Source organism: Pseudomonas sp. H9 (assembly GCF_004353925.1).
Lineage (GTDB): Bacteria > Pseudomonadota > Gammaproteobacteria > Pseudomonadales > Pseudomonadaceae > Aquipseudomonas.
The window spans coordinates 39,816-56,056 of sequence record NZ_SMOK01000021.1; the positions used below are offsets into that span (position 1 = coordinate 39,816).

At 57.9% G+C, this 16,241-nt stretch carries 12 protein-coding genes; 7 read left to right on the forward strand and 5 right to left on the reverse strand.

From position 1 onward, the window contains the following. The first annotated feature begins 99 nt into the window (after window positions 1-99). The 4 genes from E1573_RS16350 to lon all read left to right on the forward strand — a co-directional run bounded on the left by E1573_RS16350 (window position 100) and on the right by lon (window position 8,782). Window positions 100-2,148 (forward strand): TonB-dependent receptor, encoded by a 2,049-nt coding sequence (locus tag E1573_RS16350; protein ID WP_133215526.1) that lies wholly within the window; start codon window positions 100-102, stop codon window positions 2,146-2,148. 290 nt (window positions 2,149-2,438) lie between these two features. Beyond that, window positions 2,439-3,797 carry a carbohydrate porin gene (locus E1573_RS16355; RefSeq protein WP_133215528.1) on the forward strand — a complete coding sequence of 453 codons (1,359 nt, stop codon included), beginning with the start codon at window positions 2,439-2,441 and terminating at the stop codon, window positions 3,795-3,797. Between the two features lie 30 nt (window positions 3,798-3,827). Then, on the forward strand, window positions 3,828-6,236 hold the full coding sequence (locus E1573_RS16360) for a glucose/quinate/shikimate family membrane-bound PQQ-dependent dehydrogenase (RefSeq protein ID WP_133215530.1): 2,409 nt from the start codon (window positions 3,828-3,830) through the stop codon (window positions 6,234-6,236). Between the two features lie 122 nt (window positions 6,237-6,358). Then, window positions 6,359-8,782, forward strand: coding sequence for an endopeptidase La (gene lon / locus E1573_RS16365; protein ID WP_133215532.1), 2,424 nt, complete (start codon window positions 6,359-6,361; stop codon window positions 8,780-8,782). A gap of 77 nt (window positions 8,783-8,859) precedes the next feature. Here the strand turns inward: lon and E1573_RS16370 are convergent, their stop codons facing one another. From E1573_RS16370 to E1573_RS16380, 3 genes are all read right to left on the reverse strand, one after another. Continuing rightward, window positions 8,860-9,555 (reverse strand): hypothetical protein, encoded by a 696-nt coding sequence (locus E1573_RS16370; protein ID WP_133215534.1) that lies wholly within the window; start codon window positions 9,553-9,555, stop codon window positions 8,860-8,862. Between the two features lie 379 nt (window positions 9,556-9,934). Next, entirely contained in the window at window positions 9,935-10,945 is a 1,011-nt protein-coding gene (locus tag E1573_RS16375; protein WP_133215536.1) for an alpha-xenorhabdolysin family binary toxin subunit B, read from the reverse strand. Between the two features lie 11 nt (window positions 10,946-10,956). Then, the gene (locus E1573_RS16380; RefSeq protein ID WP_133215538.1) at window positions 10,957-12,120 is read right to left on the reverse strand and encodes an alpha-xenorhabdolysin family binary toxin subunit A; all 1,164 of its coding nucleotides are present in this window, start codon (window positions 12,118-12,120) and stop codon (window positions 10,957-10,959) included. A 122-nt stretch (window positions 12,121-12,242) separates the two neighbouring features. Here E1573_RS16380 and E1573_RS16385 point away from each other — a divergent pair, with 122 nt between their 5' ends. The 3 genes from E1573_RS16385 (at window position 12,243) to cmoB (ending at window position 14,422) form a co-directional block, all read left to right on the forward strand. Next, a complete protein-coding gene (locus tag E1573_RS16385) occupies window positions 12,243-12,641 on the forward strand; it encodes a protease inhibitor I42 family protein (RefSeq protein WP_133215540.1) in 399 nt (132 codons plus the stop codon). Window positions 12,642-12,725: 84 nt separating this feature from the next. Then, window positions 12,726-13,469 carry a carboxy-S-adenosyl-L-methionine synthase CmoA gene (cmoA, locus tag E1573_RS16390; protein WP_133215542.1) on the forward strand — a complete coding sequence of 248 codons (744 nt, stop codon included), beginning with the start codon at window positions 12,726-12,728 and terminating at the stop codon, window positions 13,467-13,469. Continuing rightward, window positions 13,466-14,422 (forward strand): tRNA 5-methoxyuridine(34)/uridine 5-oxyacetic acid(34) synthase CmoB, encoded by a 957-nt coding sequence (gene cmoB / locus E1573_RS16395; protein ID WP_133215544.1) that lies wholly within the window; start codon window positions 13,466-13,468, stop codon window positions 14,420-14,422. The genes cmoA and cmoB overlap by 4 nt, the downstream gene beginning before the upstream one ends. A gap of 163 nt (window positions 14,423-14,585) precedes the next feature. Here the strand turns inward: cmoB and E1573_RS16400 are convergent, their stop codons facing one another. Further along, window positions 14,586-14,792 carry a hypothetical protein gene (locus tag E1573_RS16400; RefSeq protein ID WP_133215546.1) on the reverse strand — a complete coding sequence of 69 codons (207 nt, stop codon included), beginning with the start codon at window positions 14,790-14,792 and terminating at the stop codon, window positions 14,586-14,588. A 98-nt stretch (window positions 14,793-14,890) separates the two neighbouring features. Beyond that, window positions 14,891-16,213 carry an OprD family porin gene (locus tag E1573_RS16405; protein ID WP_133215548.1) on the reverse strand — a complete coding sequence of 441 codons (1,323 nt, stop codon included), beginning with the start codon at window positions 16,211-16,213 and terminating at the stop codon, window positions 14,891-14,893. Window positions 16,214-16,241 lie beyond the last annotated feature (28 nt).

The window sequence follows — 16,241 nt, forward strand, 5'->3', positions numbered from 1 at the left end:
GTGTGCGAGGAAGAGCGCTATCGCGGGGCAAGCCCGCTCCTACCAAAAGGCCAGGCAATGTTATATTGTAACGTAAATATAACGCTACCAAGGACCCCCATGCGCCGCTTGCCCCTCCGCCACACCCCCCTCGCCGCCGCCCTCTGCCTCACCTCACCACTGAGCCAGGCCGTAGAACTGGAGCCTCAAGTCATCACCGCCAACCCGCTGGGCAACAGCGAACTGGCCTCCGCTACCACCGTGCTTGAAGGTGACGATCTGACCTTGCAACAAAAAGGCAGCCTCGGTCAGACCCTGAACAACCAGCCTGGCGTGGCCTCGACCTGGTTCGGCCCCGGTGCCAGCCGCCCGGTCATCCGCGGGCTGGACGGTGACCGCATTCGCATTCTGCGCAACGGCGTGGGCGCGCTGGACGCCTCGTCACTGTCTTACGATCACGCCGTACCGCTGGACCCAGCCACCGTTGAGCGCATTGAAATTGTCCGCGGCCCGGCAGCCTTGCTGTATGGCGGCAACGCCATTGGTGGTGTGGTCAACAGCTTCGATAACCGCATTCCCACCTCCCCGGTTGAAGGCATCCATGGCGCCGGGGAGCTACGTTACGGCGGCGCCGACACCACCCGCAGCAGTGCCGGCAAACTGGAAGCAGGCAATGGCCGCTTTGCCCTGCACCTGGACGCCAACAGCCGGCAATTCAACGACCTGCGTATCCCAGGCTACGCCCGCAGTTCCAAGGTGCGCGACGCCGATGAACCAGGCAGCCGCCATAAGCTGGAAAATAGTGATGGTCGCCAGGACGGTGGCGCTATCGGCGGTTCCTACCATTGGGAACACGGCTACAGCGGCCTGTCCTACAGCCGCTACGACAGCAATTACGGCTCGGTAGCCGAACCAGGTGTGCGCCTGGACATGCAACAGGACCACTATGGCTTCGCCTCAGAGTTGCGCGACCTCGATGGCCCCTTCAGCGCACTGAAATTCGATGTCGGCTACACCGATTACCAGCACCGTGAACTGGAAGGCGGCGAAGTGCATACCACTTTCAAGAACAAGGGCTATGAAGCACGGGTTGAAGCGCGCCATCAGCCCTGGGGCCCCGTGGAAGGCATGATTGGCGCACAAGTCAGCCGCAACGAATTTTCCGCCCTGGGTGAAGAAGCGTTTGTTCCGCAAACCGATACCGACAGCCTGGCGCTGTTTATGCTCGAACAATGGCAAGCCAGTGACCGCCTCAATCTGAGCCTGGGTGGGCGTCTGGAGCACACCCGAATCGACCCCGACAGCCAGGGCAGCGAACGCTTTGCCCACGCCGACAGCAGCAGTAGTTTCACCGCAGCCAGCCTGTCGTCTGGCGCCGTCTACACCTTGACCCCAGTCTGGTCGCTGGCTGCGACCTTGGGCTACACCGAACGCGCGCCGACCTTCTATGAGTTGTATGCCAACGGCGCGCATGTCGCCACCGGTACCTATGAAGTCGGCGATCCGAACCTGAGCAAAGAAAAAGCCATTTCCAGTGATCTGGCCCTGCGCTTCGACAACGGCGTGCATAAAGGCAGCATCGGTGTGTTCTACAGCCATTTCCGCAACTACATCGGCCTGTTGGCCAGTGGCAACATGCGTGAAGGGCATGAGCACGACCACGGAGACGAAGACCACGATCATGACCATGACCACGGCAGCGAGGTACCCGAGTACCTGTACAAGGGTGTGCGGGCGCGCTTCTATGGCATCGAGGCCCAAGACCGCTGGCAACTGGTACAGAACCAATGGGGCAGTTTTGCCCTGGAACTCTCCGGCGACTACACCCGTGCGAAAAATCTGGACAGCGGCGAAGACCTGCCACGCATTGCCCCGCTGCGCCTGAACAGCGGCCTGTTGTGGGAACGGGAACGCTGGCAGGCACGGTTCGACGTACAACATGCCAGCGACCAACACCACAAACCCGACAACGAAACCAGCACCGATGGTTACACCACACTCGGCGCCAGCCTGGGTTATCGCTTCGACATCGGCCAGAGCCAATGGCTGGCCTTTGTCCGCGGTGAGAACCTCACCGACCAGACCGTCCGCTATGCCAGCTCCATTCTGCGCGACATCGCCCCGGCACCGGGCCGTAGCGTCGAAGTAGGCCTGCGCACCACGTTCTGATCATCACAACCCTCCGGTGGGAGCGGGCTTGCCCCGCGATCGCGATCTACCTGACAGACCGTAATCGCGGGGCAAGCCCGCTCCCACCATCGCTGCAAAAACAGCGGACTGTTACCGATCCAGCAACGATCCCTCTTATTGAATTGTCTTTTTTTATTACAAATTCACCTATATCCTCTGCGCCGCAAGCTGAACCGCTTCAGTCAATCCCTATAGAGCCTAATCGCCGAAGATCCCCAGGATCTGGCGCACGTGCCGTTTGTTCAAAAATTAAAAGATAGCGCTATCTCATGCCTCAGATCCAACGCTCCCGCCTGTTCCCCGCCACCCGAACGCTGTTGTCGGTGCTGGCCATTACCAGCCTCGCACCCTGTGCCCAAGCCGCTGCACCGTTTTCCAGCGACTCACCATGGATGCTCGGCGACTGGGGCGGCACACGTACGGAGCTGGCCGAGCGTGGCTACGACTTCACCCTCGGTTACACCGGCGAGATGGGCGCCAACTTGCACGGCGGCTATGACGACGACACAACAGCGCGCTACAGCGGTCAGTTCGCGCTCGGCACGCACCTGGATTTGCAGAAGATCCTTGGCTGGCACGACACCGAATTCCAGTTGACCGTCACCCAGCGCCACGGTGACAACATCAGCAACGACCGGATCAACGACCCGCGGGTCGGTGGTTTCACCTCGGCCCAGGAGGTCTGGGGCCGCGGCCAGACCTGGCGTCTCACCCAACTGTGGATCAAGCAGAAGTACTTCGACGGCGCCCTCGATGTGAAATTCGGTCGCTTCGGTCAAGGCGAAGACTTCAATAGCTTCCCCTGCGACTTTCAGAACCTGGCGTTCTGCGGCTCTCAAGTGGGTAACTGGGCCGGTGACATCTGGTACAACTGGCCGGTCAGCCAATGGGCCCTGCGGGTCAAATACAACCTCACGCCTGAGCTGTACGCGCAGATCGGCGCCTTCGAGCAAAACCCCTCGAACCTCGACCGTAACAACGGTTTCAAGCTCAGCGGCAGCGGCACCCAGGGCGCGGTTATGCCAGTCGAACTGGTGTGGAGCCCGACGTTCAATGGCCTGAAAGGGGAATATCGCGCCGGTTACTACTACAGTAATGCCAAGGCAACTGACGTCTACAAAGACAGCAACGACCAACCGGCAGCGCTGTCCGGCCAGGCTTATCGCAGCAGTTCGAGCAAGCATGGCTTCTGGCTCGGTGCCCAGCAGCAGCTTACGTCGCAGGCTTCTGATCACTCCCGTGGCCTGAGTGTGTTCGCCAACGCCACGTTGCACGACAAGAAGACCAATGCCATCGACAACTACGTTTCGGCAGGTGTGGTGTACAAGGGGCCTTTCGACGCCCGCGCCAAGGACGATATTGGTTTCGCCCTGGCCCGCGTGCACGTCAACCCTGCCTATCGCAAGAACGCCGACGCGCTTAACCAGGCCAACGGCGTCAGCGACTACAACGATCCCCTGTTCCGTCCGATCCAGGACACCGAGTACAGCGCCGAGCTGTACTACGGCATTCACCTGGCCGACTGGCTGACCGTGCGCCCGAACCTGCAGTACATCCGCCACCCCGGTGGCGTGAGCCAGGTCGACGACGCGCTGATCGGCGGGATCAAGCTTCAAAGCAGTTTTTAATCACCCTTTTTATCTAACGGAGAACACACGATGAGCACAGAAGGTGCCTTGAGTAGAACCCGCTGGCTGCCGCGCCTGATCGGCGTGCTGTTGCTGCTGATGGGCTTGGCCCTACTGGCCGGCGGCATCAAGTTGAGCCAGCTCGGCGGCTCGTGGTATTACCTGATTGCCGGGATCGGCTTCGCTCTGTCCGGCATCCTCCTGATTGCCCTGCACCGCCACGGCCTGGGCCTGTATGGCCTGGTATTGCTGGGCAGCACCCTGTGGGCCCTGTGGGAAGTCGGCCTGGACTGGTGGCAACTGGTGCCACGCCTGGCCCTGTGGTTCGCCCTGGGCGTGGTCTTGTTGCTGCCTTGGGCGCGTCGCCCGCTGCTGGGCAACCCGACGAAAATCAACCCTGCGCTGCTAAGCCTGGCCGTAGTGCTGTCGGGGGCCACCGCCGTGGCCAGCCAGTTCACTCACCCGGGTGAAATCAAAGGCAAACTGGGTCGCGACAGCGCCGGGCTGAGCAGCACCGCCCCGCAAATGCCCGACGGTGAATGGCAGGCTTATGGCCGTACCGAATTCGGCGACCGCTACTCGCCGCTGCGCCAGATCACCCCTGACAATGTGCACAAGCTGCAGGAAGCCTGGCGAATTCGAACCGGTGACCTGCCAACCGACAACGACCCGGTCGAGCTGACCAACCAGAACACCCCGCTCAAGGTCAACGGCATGCTCTATGCCTGCACCGCCCACAGCAAGGTGCTGGCCCTGGACCCGGACACCGGCACCGAGATCTGGCGCTTCGACCCTCAGATCAAGAGCCCGACCGGCTTCAAGGGCTTTGCCCACATGACCTGTCGGGGTGTCTCGTACTACGACGAGAACAACTACCTCAGCGTTGACGGCAGCCCAACGCCGAAAATTTCCGACGCAGGTCAAGCCGTCGCTCGTGCCTGCCCGCGTCGTCTCTACCTGCCCACCGCCGATGCGCGCCTGATTGCCCTGAACGCCGACACCGGCAAGGTTTGTGAAGGTTTCGGCAACCAAGGTGTGATCGACCTGACCACCGGTATCGGTCCGTTCACCCCTGGCGGTTATTACTCCACTTCGCCTGCAGCGATTACCCGCGAACTGGTGATTATCGGCGGCCATGTCACCGACAACGAGTCAACCAACGAGCCATCTGGGGTGATCCGCGCCTACGACGTTCACGATGGCCGCTTGGTATGGAACTGGGACAGCAACAACCCAGACGACACCGCACCACTGGCACCGGGCAAAACCTACAGCCGCAACTCGGCCAACATGTGGTCGCTGGCCAGTGTCGATGAAAAGCTCGGCATGGTCTTCCTGCCATTGGGTAACCAGACCCCGGACCAGTGGGGCGCCGACCGCACCCCTGGCGCCGAGAAGTTCAGCGCAGGCATAGTCGCCCTCGACCTGACCAACGGCAAAGTACGCTGGAACTACCAGTTCACCCACCACGACCTGTGGGACATGGATGTCGGCAGCCAGCCAACCCTGCTGGACCTGAAAACCGCCGATGGCGTCAAACCGGCGCTGATCGCCCCGACCAAACAGGGCAGCCTGTACGTGCTCGACCGTCGTGACGGCACCCCGATCGTGCCGATCCGCGAAATCCCGGCGCCGCAGGGTGCGGTCGAAGGCGACCATACCGCCCCGACCCAAGCCCGCTCCGACCTCAACCTGCTCGGCCCGGACCTGACCGAACAAGCCATGTGGGGCGCCAGCCCGTTCGACCAGATGCTCTGCCGCATCCAGTTCCGCGAGCTGCGCTACGAAGGCCAATACACCCCGCCGTCAATCCAGGGCAGCCTGGTGTACCCGGGTAACGTTGGTGTCTTCAACTGGGGCAGCGTCTCGGTCGACCCAGTGCGACAACTGCTGTTCACCTCACCAAACTACATGGCCTTCGTGTCGAAAATGGTGCCACGTGAGCAAGTTGCCGCCGGCAGCAAACGCGAGAGTGAAACCAGCGGCGTACAGCCCAACACCGGTGCACCGTACGCGGTGATCATGCACCCGTTCATGTCGCCGCTGGGCGTACCTTGCCAGGCGCCAGCCTGGGGCTACGTTGCCGGTATCGACCTGACCACAAACCAGGTGGTGTGGAAGCACAAGAACGGCACCAGCCGCGACAGCTCGCCGATCCCGATCGGCCTGCCGATTGGCGTGCCCAGCATGGGCGGCTCGATCGTCACCGCCGGCGGCCTGGGCTTCCTCAGCGGCACCCTGGACCAGTACCTGCGCGCCTATGACAGCAACACCGGCAAAGAGCTGTGGAAGTCGCGTCTGCCAGCGGGTGGCCAGGCCACGCCGATGACCTACACCGGCAAGGACGGTAAACAGTACGTTCTGGTAACGGCCGGTGGACATGGTTCACTGGGGACCAAAATGGGTGATTACGTAATCGCTTACAAATTGGCTGAATAGGCTTTAGCTGCGAGCTAGAAGCTTCAAGCTGCAAGTGCCGCAACTCCCACTTGCGGCTTGTAGCTTGAAGCTGAAAGCTTAAGCCCCCATCTAAGCACCATAGTCATTTGCACAGGTGCCCCATGAGCGATCAGCAGGATCTACCCGAACATCCCGACGACCACGCCGAAGTCGAGCACCCTGAAGCGTCCCGACACACCGGCCATCACCTCGCCCTGCCCGGCCAGCAACTGCCGGACAAGGTGTACGTTATCCCGATTCACAACCGTCCGTTCTTCCCCGCGCAAGTGCTGCCGGTCATCGTCAACGAAGAGCCCTGGGCCGAAACCCTGGACCTGGTTGCCAAGACCCCGCACCACTCCCTGGCGCTGTTCTTCATGGACACCCCACCCGAAGACCACCGACATTTCGACACCTCGGCCCTGCCGCTATACGGCACCCTGGTCAAGGTTCACCACGCCAGCCGCGAAAACGGCAAACTGCAGTTCGTCGCCCAGGGCCTGACCCGCGTACGCATCCGTACCTGGCTCAAGCACCATCGCCCACCGTACCTGGTGGAAGTCGAATACCCGCATCAGCCGAGCGAGCCAACCGATGAGGTCAAGGCCTATGGCATGGCCCTGATCAATGCGATCAAGGAGCTGCTGCCGCTCAATCCGCTGTACAGCGAAGAACTGAAGAACTACCTCAACCGCTTCAGCCCCAACGACCCGTCGCCGCTGACCGACTTTGCTGCGGCGCTGACCTCGGCCACCGGAAACCAGTTGCAAGAAGTGCTCGACTGCGTCCCTATGCTCAAGCGTATGGAGAAAGTCCTGCCGATGCTGCGCAAAGAGGTTGAAGTTGCGCACTTGCAAAATGAAATTTCCGCCGAAGTGAACCGCCAGATCGGTGAACATCAGCGCGAGTTTTTCCTCAAGGAACAGCTCAAGGTTATCCAGCAGGAGCTGGGGTTGACCAAAGACGACCGCAGTGCCGACCTGGAACAGTTCGAACAGCGCCTCGAGGGCAAAACCCTACCGCCCGCAACGAAAAAACGCATCGACGAAGAAATGGGCAAGCTGGCGATCCTCGAGACCGGCTCGCCGGAGTACGCCGTCACCCGCAATTACCTGGACTGGGCCACCGCCCTGCCCTGGGGTGTGTACGGCAAGGACAAGCTCGACCTCAAGCACGCACGCAAGGTGCTCGACCAGCACCATGCCGGGCTCGACGACATCAAGGACCGGATCCTCGAATTCCTCGCCATCGGCGCCTGGAAAGGCGAAATCAGCGGCTCCATCGTCCTGTTGGTCGGCCCGCCCGGTGTCGGCAAAACCAGTATCGGCAAGTCGATCGCTCAGTCCCTGGGCCGACCGTTCTATCGTTTCAGTGTTGGCGGCATGCGCGATGAAGCCGAAATCAAAGGCCATCGGCGCACCTACATCGGCGCCCAACCCGGCAAGCTGGTGCAGGCACTGAAAGACGTCGAGGTGATGAACCCGGTGATCATGCTCGACGAGATCGACAAAATGGGTCAGAGCTATCAGGGCGATCCGGCCTCGGCTTTGCTGGAAACCCTTGACCCTGAGCAGAACGTTGATTTCCTTGACCACTACCTGGACCTGCGTCTGGACCTGTCCAAAGTGCTGTTCGTATGCACCGCCAACACCCTCGACTCGATCCCCGGGCCATTGCTCGACCGCATGGAAGTAATTCGCCTGTCGGGCTACATCACCGAAGAAAAGCTCGCTATCGCCAAACGCCACCTGTGGCCAAAGCAGCTGGAGAAAGCCGGTGTGGCCAAGTCCAGCCTGAGCATCACTGATGGTGCGCTGCGCACTGTGATCGAGGGCTATGCGCGTGAGGCAGGCGTGCGCCAACTGGAAAAGCAGCTGGGCAAACTGGTGCGCAAGGCCGTGATGCAACTGTTGGAAAACCCCGATGCGAAAATCAAGATTGGCACCAAAGATCTGGAAGTTTCGCTGGGCATGCCGGTGTTCCGTAGCGAGCAGGTGCTGTCGGGCAAAGGCGTCATCACTGGCCTCGCCTGGACCAGCATGGGCGGTGCAACTCTGCCGATCGAAGCGACACGCATCCACACCCTGAACCGCGGTTTCAAACTGACCGGGCAGCTGGGCGATGTGATGAAAGAGTCGGCAGAAATCGCCTACAGCTATGTCAGTGCCAACCTCAAAAAGTACGGTGGTGATCCGACGTTCTTCAACGAAGCCTTTATCCACCTGCACGTGCCCGAAGGTGCCACCCCCAAAGATGGCCCAAGCGCAGGGGTTACCATGGCCAGTGCACTGCTATCGCTGGCCCGCGACCAGGCGCCGAAAAAAGGTGTGGCGATGACCGGCGAGTTGACACTTACCGGGCAAGTGCTGCCCATTGGCGGGGTGCGTGAAAAGGTGATTGCGGCACGCCGGCAAAAAATCTTCGAATTGATCCTGCCGGAAGCCAATCGTGGCGACTTCGAAGAATTGCCTGACTACCTCAAAGAGGGCCTGAGCGTGCATTTCGCCAAGCGCTTCAGTGATGTGGCAAAAGTACTGTTCAACTAACATGGCCTTGGCCCTGAATGCAGGCTTGGGAGGCCTGCATTCAGGACGATCTGCAACGAATTAGCCGTGCCCTGCTGCTAATAATTGAGCGCGTACAGTTTATCTTTCATTTGCAAAGCGCTTTGTTCGATAGTGCCCCAAAGGCCCAAAAACTGGCCAAAGTAAATCGCAAATCGCGCCAGTTGTTGGGCAGTGGTGATCTGGCTCAGCTTTTCTTGCGACGTGTCAATATAAACATCAAAGCTTTTCCAAGCGGAGTCAAAGTGTGATGAGGCCGTCAGCACTTCCCGGAGTAAGTCTTCCAGAGACTGAAGCTGATCCTGCATTTCCGAGAGGCGAGCCTGTACCCGCACCTTCGCCATCGTGGACGGGCTTAAATCTTTGGTCGTTGGCGATTTAACTCTTTCGACCGCCTTGACCTTTTTTACGATCGCAGGGATGTGGTACATCTGCACTTCATCACGAAATTGAGTGCAATCCTTATGCACTCGCTCAACCTGCTCAGCATATTCATGCACTGCTTTCTTAATAGCGCTAACATATTTTGGAAGCGAGGAAACGATTTCTCTATCTTCCGGCTCGAGTGCGATAGATTCATCAAACCCTAGTGTATCCCAAGCCTCACGTCGGCTACCCAACGCTTTGGTTTTATCACAACTCTCCAGAATCGCCGCTCCTATGCTATTGATACGTCCTGAACACGTAACCAACCGATTCGCCAACTGAAAATTCTTGGCAAATAACACGTCCCAGTCAGCGGCATGCTCCTTCAAGCTGTAAAAAAAATCCAGAATAGCGCCACACTCAAGGTCAGGATCAGCTGAAAAGATACCTAGCGTGACCGCGGCTTAAACTTCTGCTCTTCCTTGGCTGAACCACTGTTTTAGATGAGACTGCGTACTCGGCAATGCCCTCACATAACGTACATAGTCAATAATCTTCCTGAGGTGTGCTTCCGACAGGCTCATGGCCCCCGTATCCAGACTTGAGTCCATTATGCCCGTGAGCGATTCAGGTAACTGCGAAGACTGACTTTGCCATTCTAAATCCAATTCTGTACTCATCGACCACCCATAACTTGAAGCCTCTATTTCGCCTTACTCGCATCAACCTTGCCGGGTGTCAGCTTTTCCAACTGACACCCGGCCTTCATCAGAAGGCTTCGCGACTTTTGTTAACAATATGATTAACATAGGTGGCCAACGCCACTAACTGTTTGCTCAACACCTGCGCCTGTTCCGCACCTTTCAGACTCATGCCCGACAGTTTGTTGAGTTCGATTTGCAGTTGAGCATGAATCTGTTTTTTCTGCGACAACCACTCCGAACGCTTTTCAACCAGCGATGCGTGCACCGAAAGTGATTCGATATAACTGCTTACTTGTTTCTCCTTTTTTTGTTGCTCACGTTGCTCGACGAGCAGCTCCTGAGCTTGCGATTGAAATTCACGACGTCGTTCTTGAAGTTGCGAATAACGCATGCCTTCCTGAATACCTCCCAGCAACTTATTCAGTGCCTCTAGTGCTTGTTCAACGGCAACGGCGGCACCGGCAGTGGTAGAACCTTGCGCCACCATTCCCTGGACTTGCTCAGTGGTCGGCAGCTTGCCTTCAAATAGCTTCTCAATACCGTTCTCCTCGAAAACGGCGATAGCTTTGTCCAGTTCTGCAATTTCCTTCTGCTTACTGGCCATTGCTTCATTGAGCTCTTGCAAAGCCTTGACCAAACGCTGTTGAGTCTCGATGTAACTTGCACGATCACGCTCAACATCATATACAGGGAGACTGGCAATCGATTTGGTCGCAGCGTCCACCCCACCCACCAACTTACCAAGTTTGCTACTGATAGCTTTGGCACCACGCTGGATTTCTTCCAGATAAAATGCTTGCTCGTCTGCGTCTGAACCTGCGTCCTGAAACTCTTTGAGCAATTCAGCTACATTCTCTGAGTTTATTGAAGCAGAGATCTCTTCAGCATTTCTTGCCAGCTCCCCACCAAATTTAACAAAACCTTTATAGTGTCGCTCAATCGACGTATGCAACAGTGGAAGAAAATCAAAGGTACGACTCTCCCAAACTTTTGAATACGCAGACACTGCCGCAGAAACCTTGCTCATGTCGGGAGCTTTTAGAGCCGAATCCATTGCAATAACATTATCATTCATACCATAATCCTTTATTTAGCAGAAGCAGCATCATCAAAAACGCGATTCATGTGCTGAGCAAACTTTTCAATCTCTTTCCACTGACCAATAAACCGCTTGAAAAAAATCGCAAATTTATAAAGCTGCTGATTATTTTCAATGCGCTTTAGCTGCTCAATCGATGCATCAATATAAGTACCAATCTTCAGCCAGGCAGAATGCAGGTGACTCGCAGCGGTCACAACATCACGAAGCCGTGTCTCCGTCTGCCCCATCTGCGTTCCCAACTCTTCCACCAGGCCTTCTAACTTAACGGCAGCTTTCAGTTTCTGGCTTAACGCACCGCGCTCTTTTTGAAGTTTGTTACGTTCCTTACGGACTTTCTCTGCCTTGCTCCCGTAAATTGAGCCGGTGATAACAGCGCCCAATGGGCCTGCTGCCAAACCACTAAGCGCTGCTTTTACATATTGGTCGTACTCGGCCTCAAGCTGTTTTATCCTTTTATCGATCTCAGCTAGGTCTTCACGCATTTCCTTGATCTGCTCACCGGTATTGAGATCTTTAATAGCCCTGGACTTACTTAACACCGCTGGAATCAGTACCGTGGTTGCCTCACTACGAAACTTTTCAGTTTCTTCGCCAACCTCATTCACACGTTTGGCAAAACGGTCTACGTCTTCACGCAACACTGTCATGTAATCAACAAGGTCCAAAACACTGCCTTTATCGGTTGCATTGAGGACGACGGGGTGGTCGAAAGTAATTGTCTCCCAAGCCTCGTTTTTCTTTCCCAACGCCTTGGTTTTTTCCAGGATCTCAATTATTTCGCTGCCGGTAGTATTGATCCCATTAGCATTAGCGGCCAGTTCAAAGCCCAGCCTTTTACTGTTGTCTGCCAGATCCTTCCACTTACTTCCGTGCGCCCGAAGATCCTTATTCAGACCGAGCATCTGGCCAGGCATTAGATCTTGGCTAGCAATAGTGGAATAACCCAACCAGCGCACTACAGTGTCGTGGGTAGTGGGAAGAGTGAAGGTATAATTGGCATATTCACTCAGGGTAACAATATGCTCGCGCGTCAGGGTCAAGCCCCCTTCTTCCGGCCCATCGCGTTCCGCCATCGCCTGAATAAGGTTTTTCGGCAGGATTTCAGCCTCCTGCTGCAATGTGTCAAAATCGTTTTGTACTTCGTTCATGTCCGCATCCCTCTGATTGGCCAAACCGGCCTGGGACTCATAAACTAGTAGCGCTGCGTATTACCCTACAGAGGGCAGGCTTTCCTGAAAGCCAACGCCAGCGCCGAATGACTGGATTGTCGATGAATATCAACTTCAAGTTGCTGGCTCTTGGGCTTCCCTTCCTAGCGGCGTGTTCACAAACTCCAGGCCGACACGAAAACGTGGACTTGGAGCAGGTAAGCCAGTGCCCCATCCGCCTGGAAACAGGTCAGAACCTCACCCTGACCCTGCCCAGCAACCCCAGCACCGGCTATCGCTGGCTGATACAAAACCCCGCGACAGGCATTCTGCGCAGCCTGGGCCCGGAGGTTTACAGCCATCCGGAAGATGCCGGCGTAGTAGGCAGCGCCGGGCAGTCGGTATGGCGCTTTCAGGCTCAGGCAGCCGGTGAAGGGCATTTGCTGCTGGTATACCAGCAGCCCTGGGCCCCGGAAGTGCGCCCGGTGCAAACCTTCGACTGCGCGATCAGCGTGAAGTAAAGGCACTGGTCAGCCAGGCCATGCATCTGCCAGCCAGTTTGGCTAAAATGCCCGCCTTTTAACGCCCAACGCCTGGATCGCCCCGTGAGCAAAGAACCCGACCGCCTATTCGCCCAGCCGCTTGGCCAGGTGCCCGACTTCGCCTTCAACGAAGACGTGGTGCGGGTGTTCCCGGACATGATCAAACGCTCGGTGCCCGGTTACCCGACCATTGTCGAGAACCTCGGCGTGCTGGCCGCGCAATTTGCGCAACCGAACACCGCGTTGTATGACCTGGGCAGCTCGCTGGGCGCTGTGACCCAGGCCCTGCGCCGCCATGTACGCAGCGACGGTTGCCGGGTGATTGCCGTCGACAACTCGGCAGCCATGGTCGAGCGCTGCCGACAATACCTCACTGCCCAGGACTCGATGTTCCAGGAGCTGTTGCCGGTCGACGTGATCGAGGGCGATATTCTCGCCCTGGACTTTCAGCCGGCTTCGGTAGTGGCCATGAACTTCACCTTGCAGTTCATTGCCCCCGAGCAGCGCCTGCAACTGCTCACTCGCATTCGCGCCTCTCTGCTGCCCGGCGGAGCACTGATCCTGTCGGAAAAGCTGCGCTTCGACGACCCGGAAGAACACGCCCTGCTGACTGACCTGCATGTTGCCTTCAAACGCGCCAATGGCTACAGCGAACTGGAAATTGCCCAGAAGCGCAGTGCCATTGAAAACGTGATGAAACCCGACAGCCTGGAAGAGCATCGCGAGCGCCTGCTGGCCGCCGGTTTCTCCAAAGTCGTCCCTTGGTTCCAATGCCTTAACTTTGCCTCGTTGATTGCCCTGCCATGATTGATCTTTCTCCGCTGGTCCGCCGTCTGGCGGGTACTCCCCTGGCGCAATGGTCGCAAGGCCTGCAAGCGCAACTCGACGCCAAACTGGAGAAAGGTCACGGCGACCTGGAGCGCTGGCAGAATGCCCTGGATGCACTGCCCGCCTTGGTACCGAGCCAGGTCGATCTGGTCAACGGCCTGAACCTTGACTGCGATTGCGACCAGGACACTCGCGAACGCATGCGCCAAGCGCTGATGGGCTTATCGCCCTGGCGCAAGGGTCCGTTCGATTTGTTTGGCGTGCACGTCGATACCGAATGGCGCTCAGACTGGAAATGGTCGCGGGTCGCCCCGCACCTGAACCTCAAAGGCAAGCGCATTCTCGATGTCGGCTGCGGCAACGGCTATTACCAGTGGCGCATGCTCGGCGCCGGTGCCGACAGCGTTATCGGTGTCGACCCCAACTGGCTGTTCTTCTGCCAGTTCCAGGCGGTACAGCGCTACCTGCCAGAACTGCCTGCCTGGCACCTGCCCTTCGCCCTGGAAGACCTGCCGGCCAACCTTGAAGGCTTTGACACGGTCTTTTCCATGGGGGTGTTCTACCACCGCCGCTCGCCCATTGAGCACCTGCTGGCGCTCAAGGACTGCCTGGTAAAAGGCGGCGAACTGGTTCTGGAGACTCTGGTCGTCGAGGGTGACGAGCATCAGGTGCTGGTCCCTGAAGACCGTTATGCGCAGATGCGTAACGTCTGGTTCCTGCCGTCGGTTCCGGCGCTGGAGCGCTGGCTACGCCGTGCCGGGTTCAGTGATGTGCGTTGCGTCGATGTCAGTGTCACCAGCGTTGAAGAACAACGCAGTACCGAATGGATGCGCTATCAATCACTGAGCGACTTCCTCGACCCTGCTGACCACAGTCGCACCATTGAAGGCCTGCCGGCCCCGCGCCGCGCGGTGCTGGTCGCCCGCAAATAAAACAACGGTAGGAGCGGGCTTGTCCCGCGATGCGATGTAACTGACACACTGCGATCGCGGGGCAAGCCCGCTCCCACCAATTTCGCGCAAAAAAAAGGCGCCCGATTGGGCGCCCAAGATTCACCTTTTCCAAAGGAGCGGGGAGCTACCAAGGTGAATGGAGCTACTCTTTGGCCACCTGCTGCTGCGCGTCACCGCGCTTCTGCGACTCAGAGGTGACAACTGCCTGATCCTTCTTGCCGTGGACCTGCTCCTGGCTCAGGCGAAACTTCTCCCAGAACTGTTTCGAACGTTCGGCACCGCCTTCAGCCAGCGCGGTACCACTTCCAAGGGCCAGAACGCCCATCAACACATACTTGATCAGGCTCATGTTGCTCACCTCGTGATTGAATTTCAGTACGGTTCAATCTTACGGAGGGCAAGCTAACGCCAAGGTGAGCCGGACATTACAGTGTTGCAAGAAAGGCCCTACAGCAGGGTCAATGGGTACTCGACGATCAGACGCACCTCGTCCAGATCCGATTCGAACGCAGTCGCCCGTGTCGTGGCCTGGCGCACACGCAGTGACAAGTCTTTGAACGATCCCGACTGCACCACGTATTTCGCCTCGATATCCCTCTCCCAGCGCTTCTGATCAGTCAGCGGATTACCCGCCGCGTCACGGCGCATGTACACCGCGTTGGCATCGGAGTAGTCAATGTCACTGCCACGCCCGTAGCGGGTCATGAAGGTCAGCCCTGGCACGCCATAGCTGGCCATGTTCAGGTCATAGCGCAGCATCCAGGAGCGTTCCTTGGGTGAGTTGAAGTCGCTGTACTGGATCGAGTTGTCGAGGTAGATCGAGTCGGCCTGACGCAGGTAGTCGAAGTCGTTGTCACCCTGGTTCCGCTGGTGCGACAACGCCAGGGTGTGGGCGCCATAGCTGAAGCCTACCCGGGCACTCCAGATATCGGTGTCGAAGCTGTCCAGCAACTGCTTGCCCTGGTCTTTGGCCTTGTAATAGTTAACGCTGGTGAAGGCACTGAGCTGCTCGGAAATCGGGTACTGGTAGCTGGCGCCTGCGTAGTACTGATCCCAGGCATCTTTCAGGCGGCTGCTGTACAGGCTCAGGCTGAGGTTATCGGTGGCCTGGTAGTCACCGCCAAAGTAGCCCAGCCAGGGCGAATCGACCGGGCCGGCATAGAAGGTTTCGAAACCATCGCGGTTGTTGCTCGACAGCGGCTGGCTCATAGCATGCAGACGACCGCCCTGCACTGTCAGGCCTTCCAGCGTGGTGTTTTCCAGGGTCCAGCCGCTGAAGCTTTCCGGTAGCAGACGCGAGTCACCAAAGTGCACCACGGGTGTGGTGGGGAACACATCGCCAACTTTGATTTCGGTGTCGAAAAGGCGCGCCTTGACTGCACCGCCCAGCTTGCTGAAGTTATTCGACGTGTGGCCTTCACTATCGACCGGCAGCATGTCGAACGAACTGCGCCCACCGCTGCGGCCATCACCGCTGTCGAGTTGGATCGCCAACATAGCGTAGGCATCCAGGCCGAAGCCGACAGTACCCTGGGTGTAACCTGATTGGAAACGAGCGATAAACGCCTGGGCCCAGGCTTCGGCATAACCGGCCTTGCCGGTGGGAGACTCCTCACCCTTGCGATAGTCGCGATTGAAGTAGAAGTTACGGCTGAGCACCGTGAGACTACTGTCTTCGATAAAGCCTTGCGGCTGTGTGGCGGCATTACTGGCCGCACAACTGGCCAAGGCCAGCACACCGGTTATACAGGTTGTGGTTTTATTCACCATCTTTAGCTCCTGATTATTCGCCGTAATA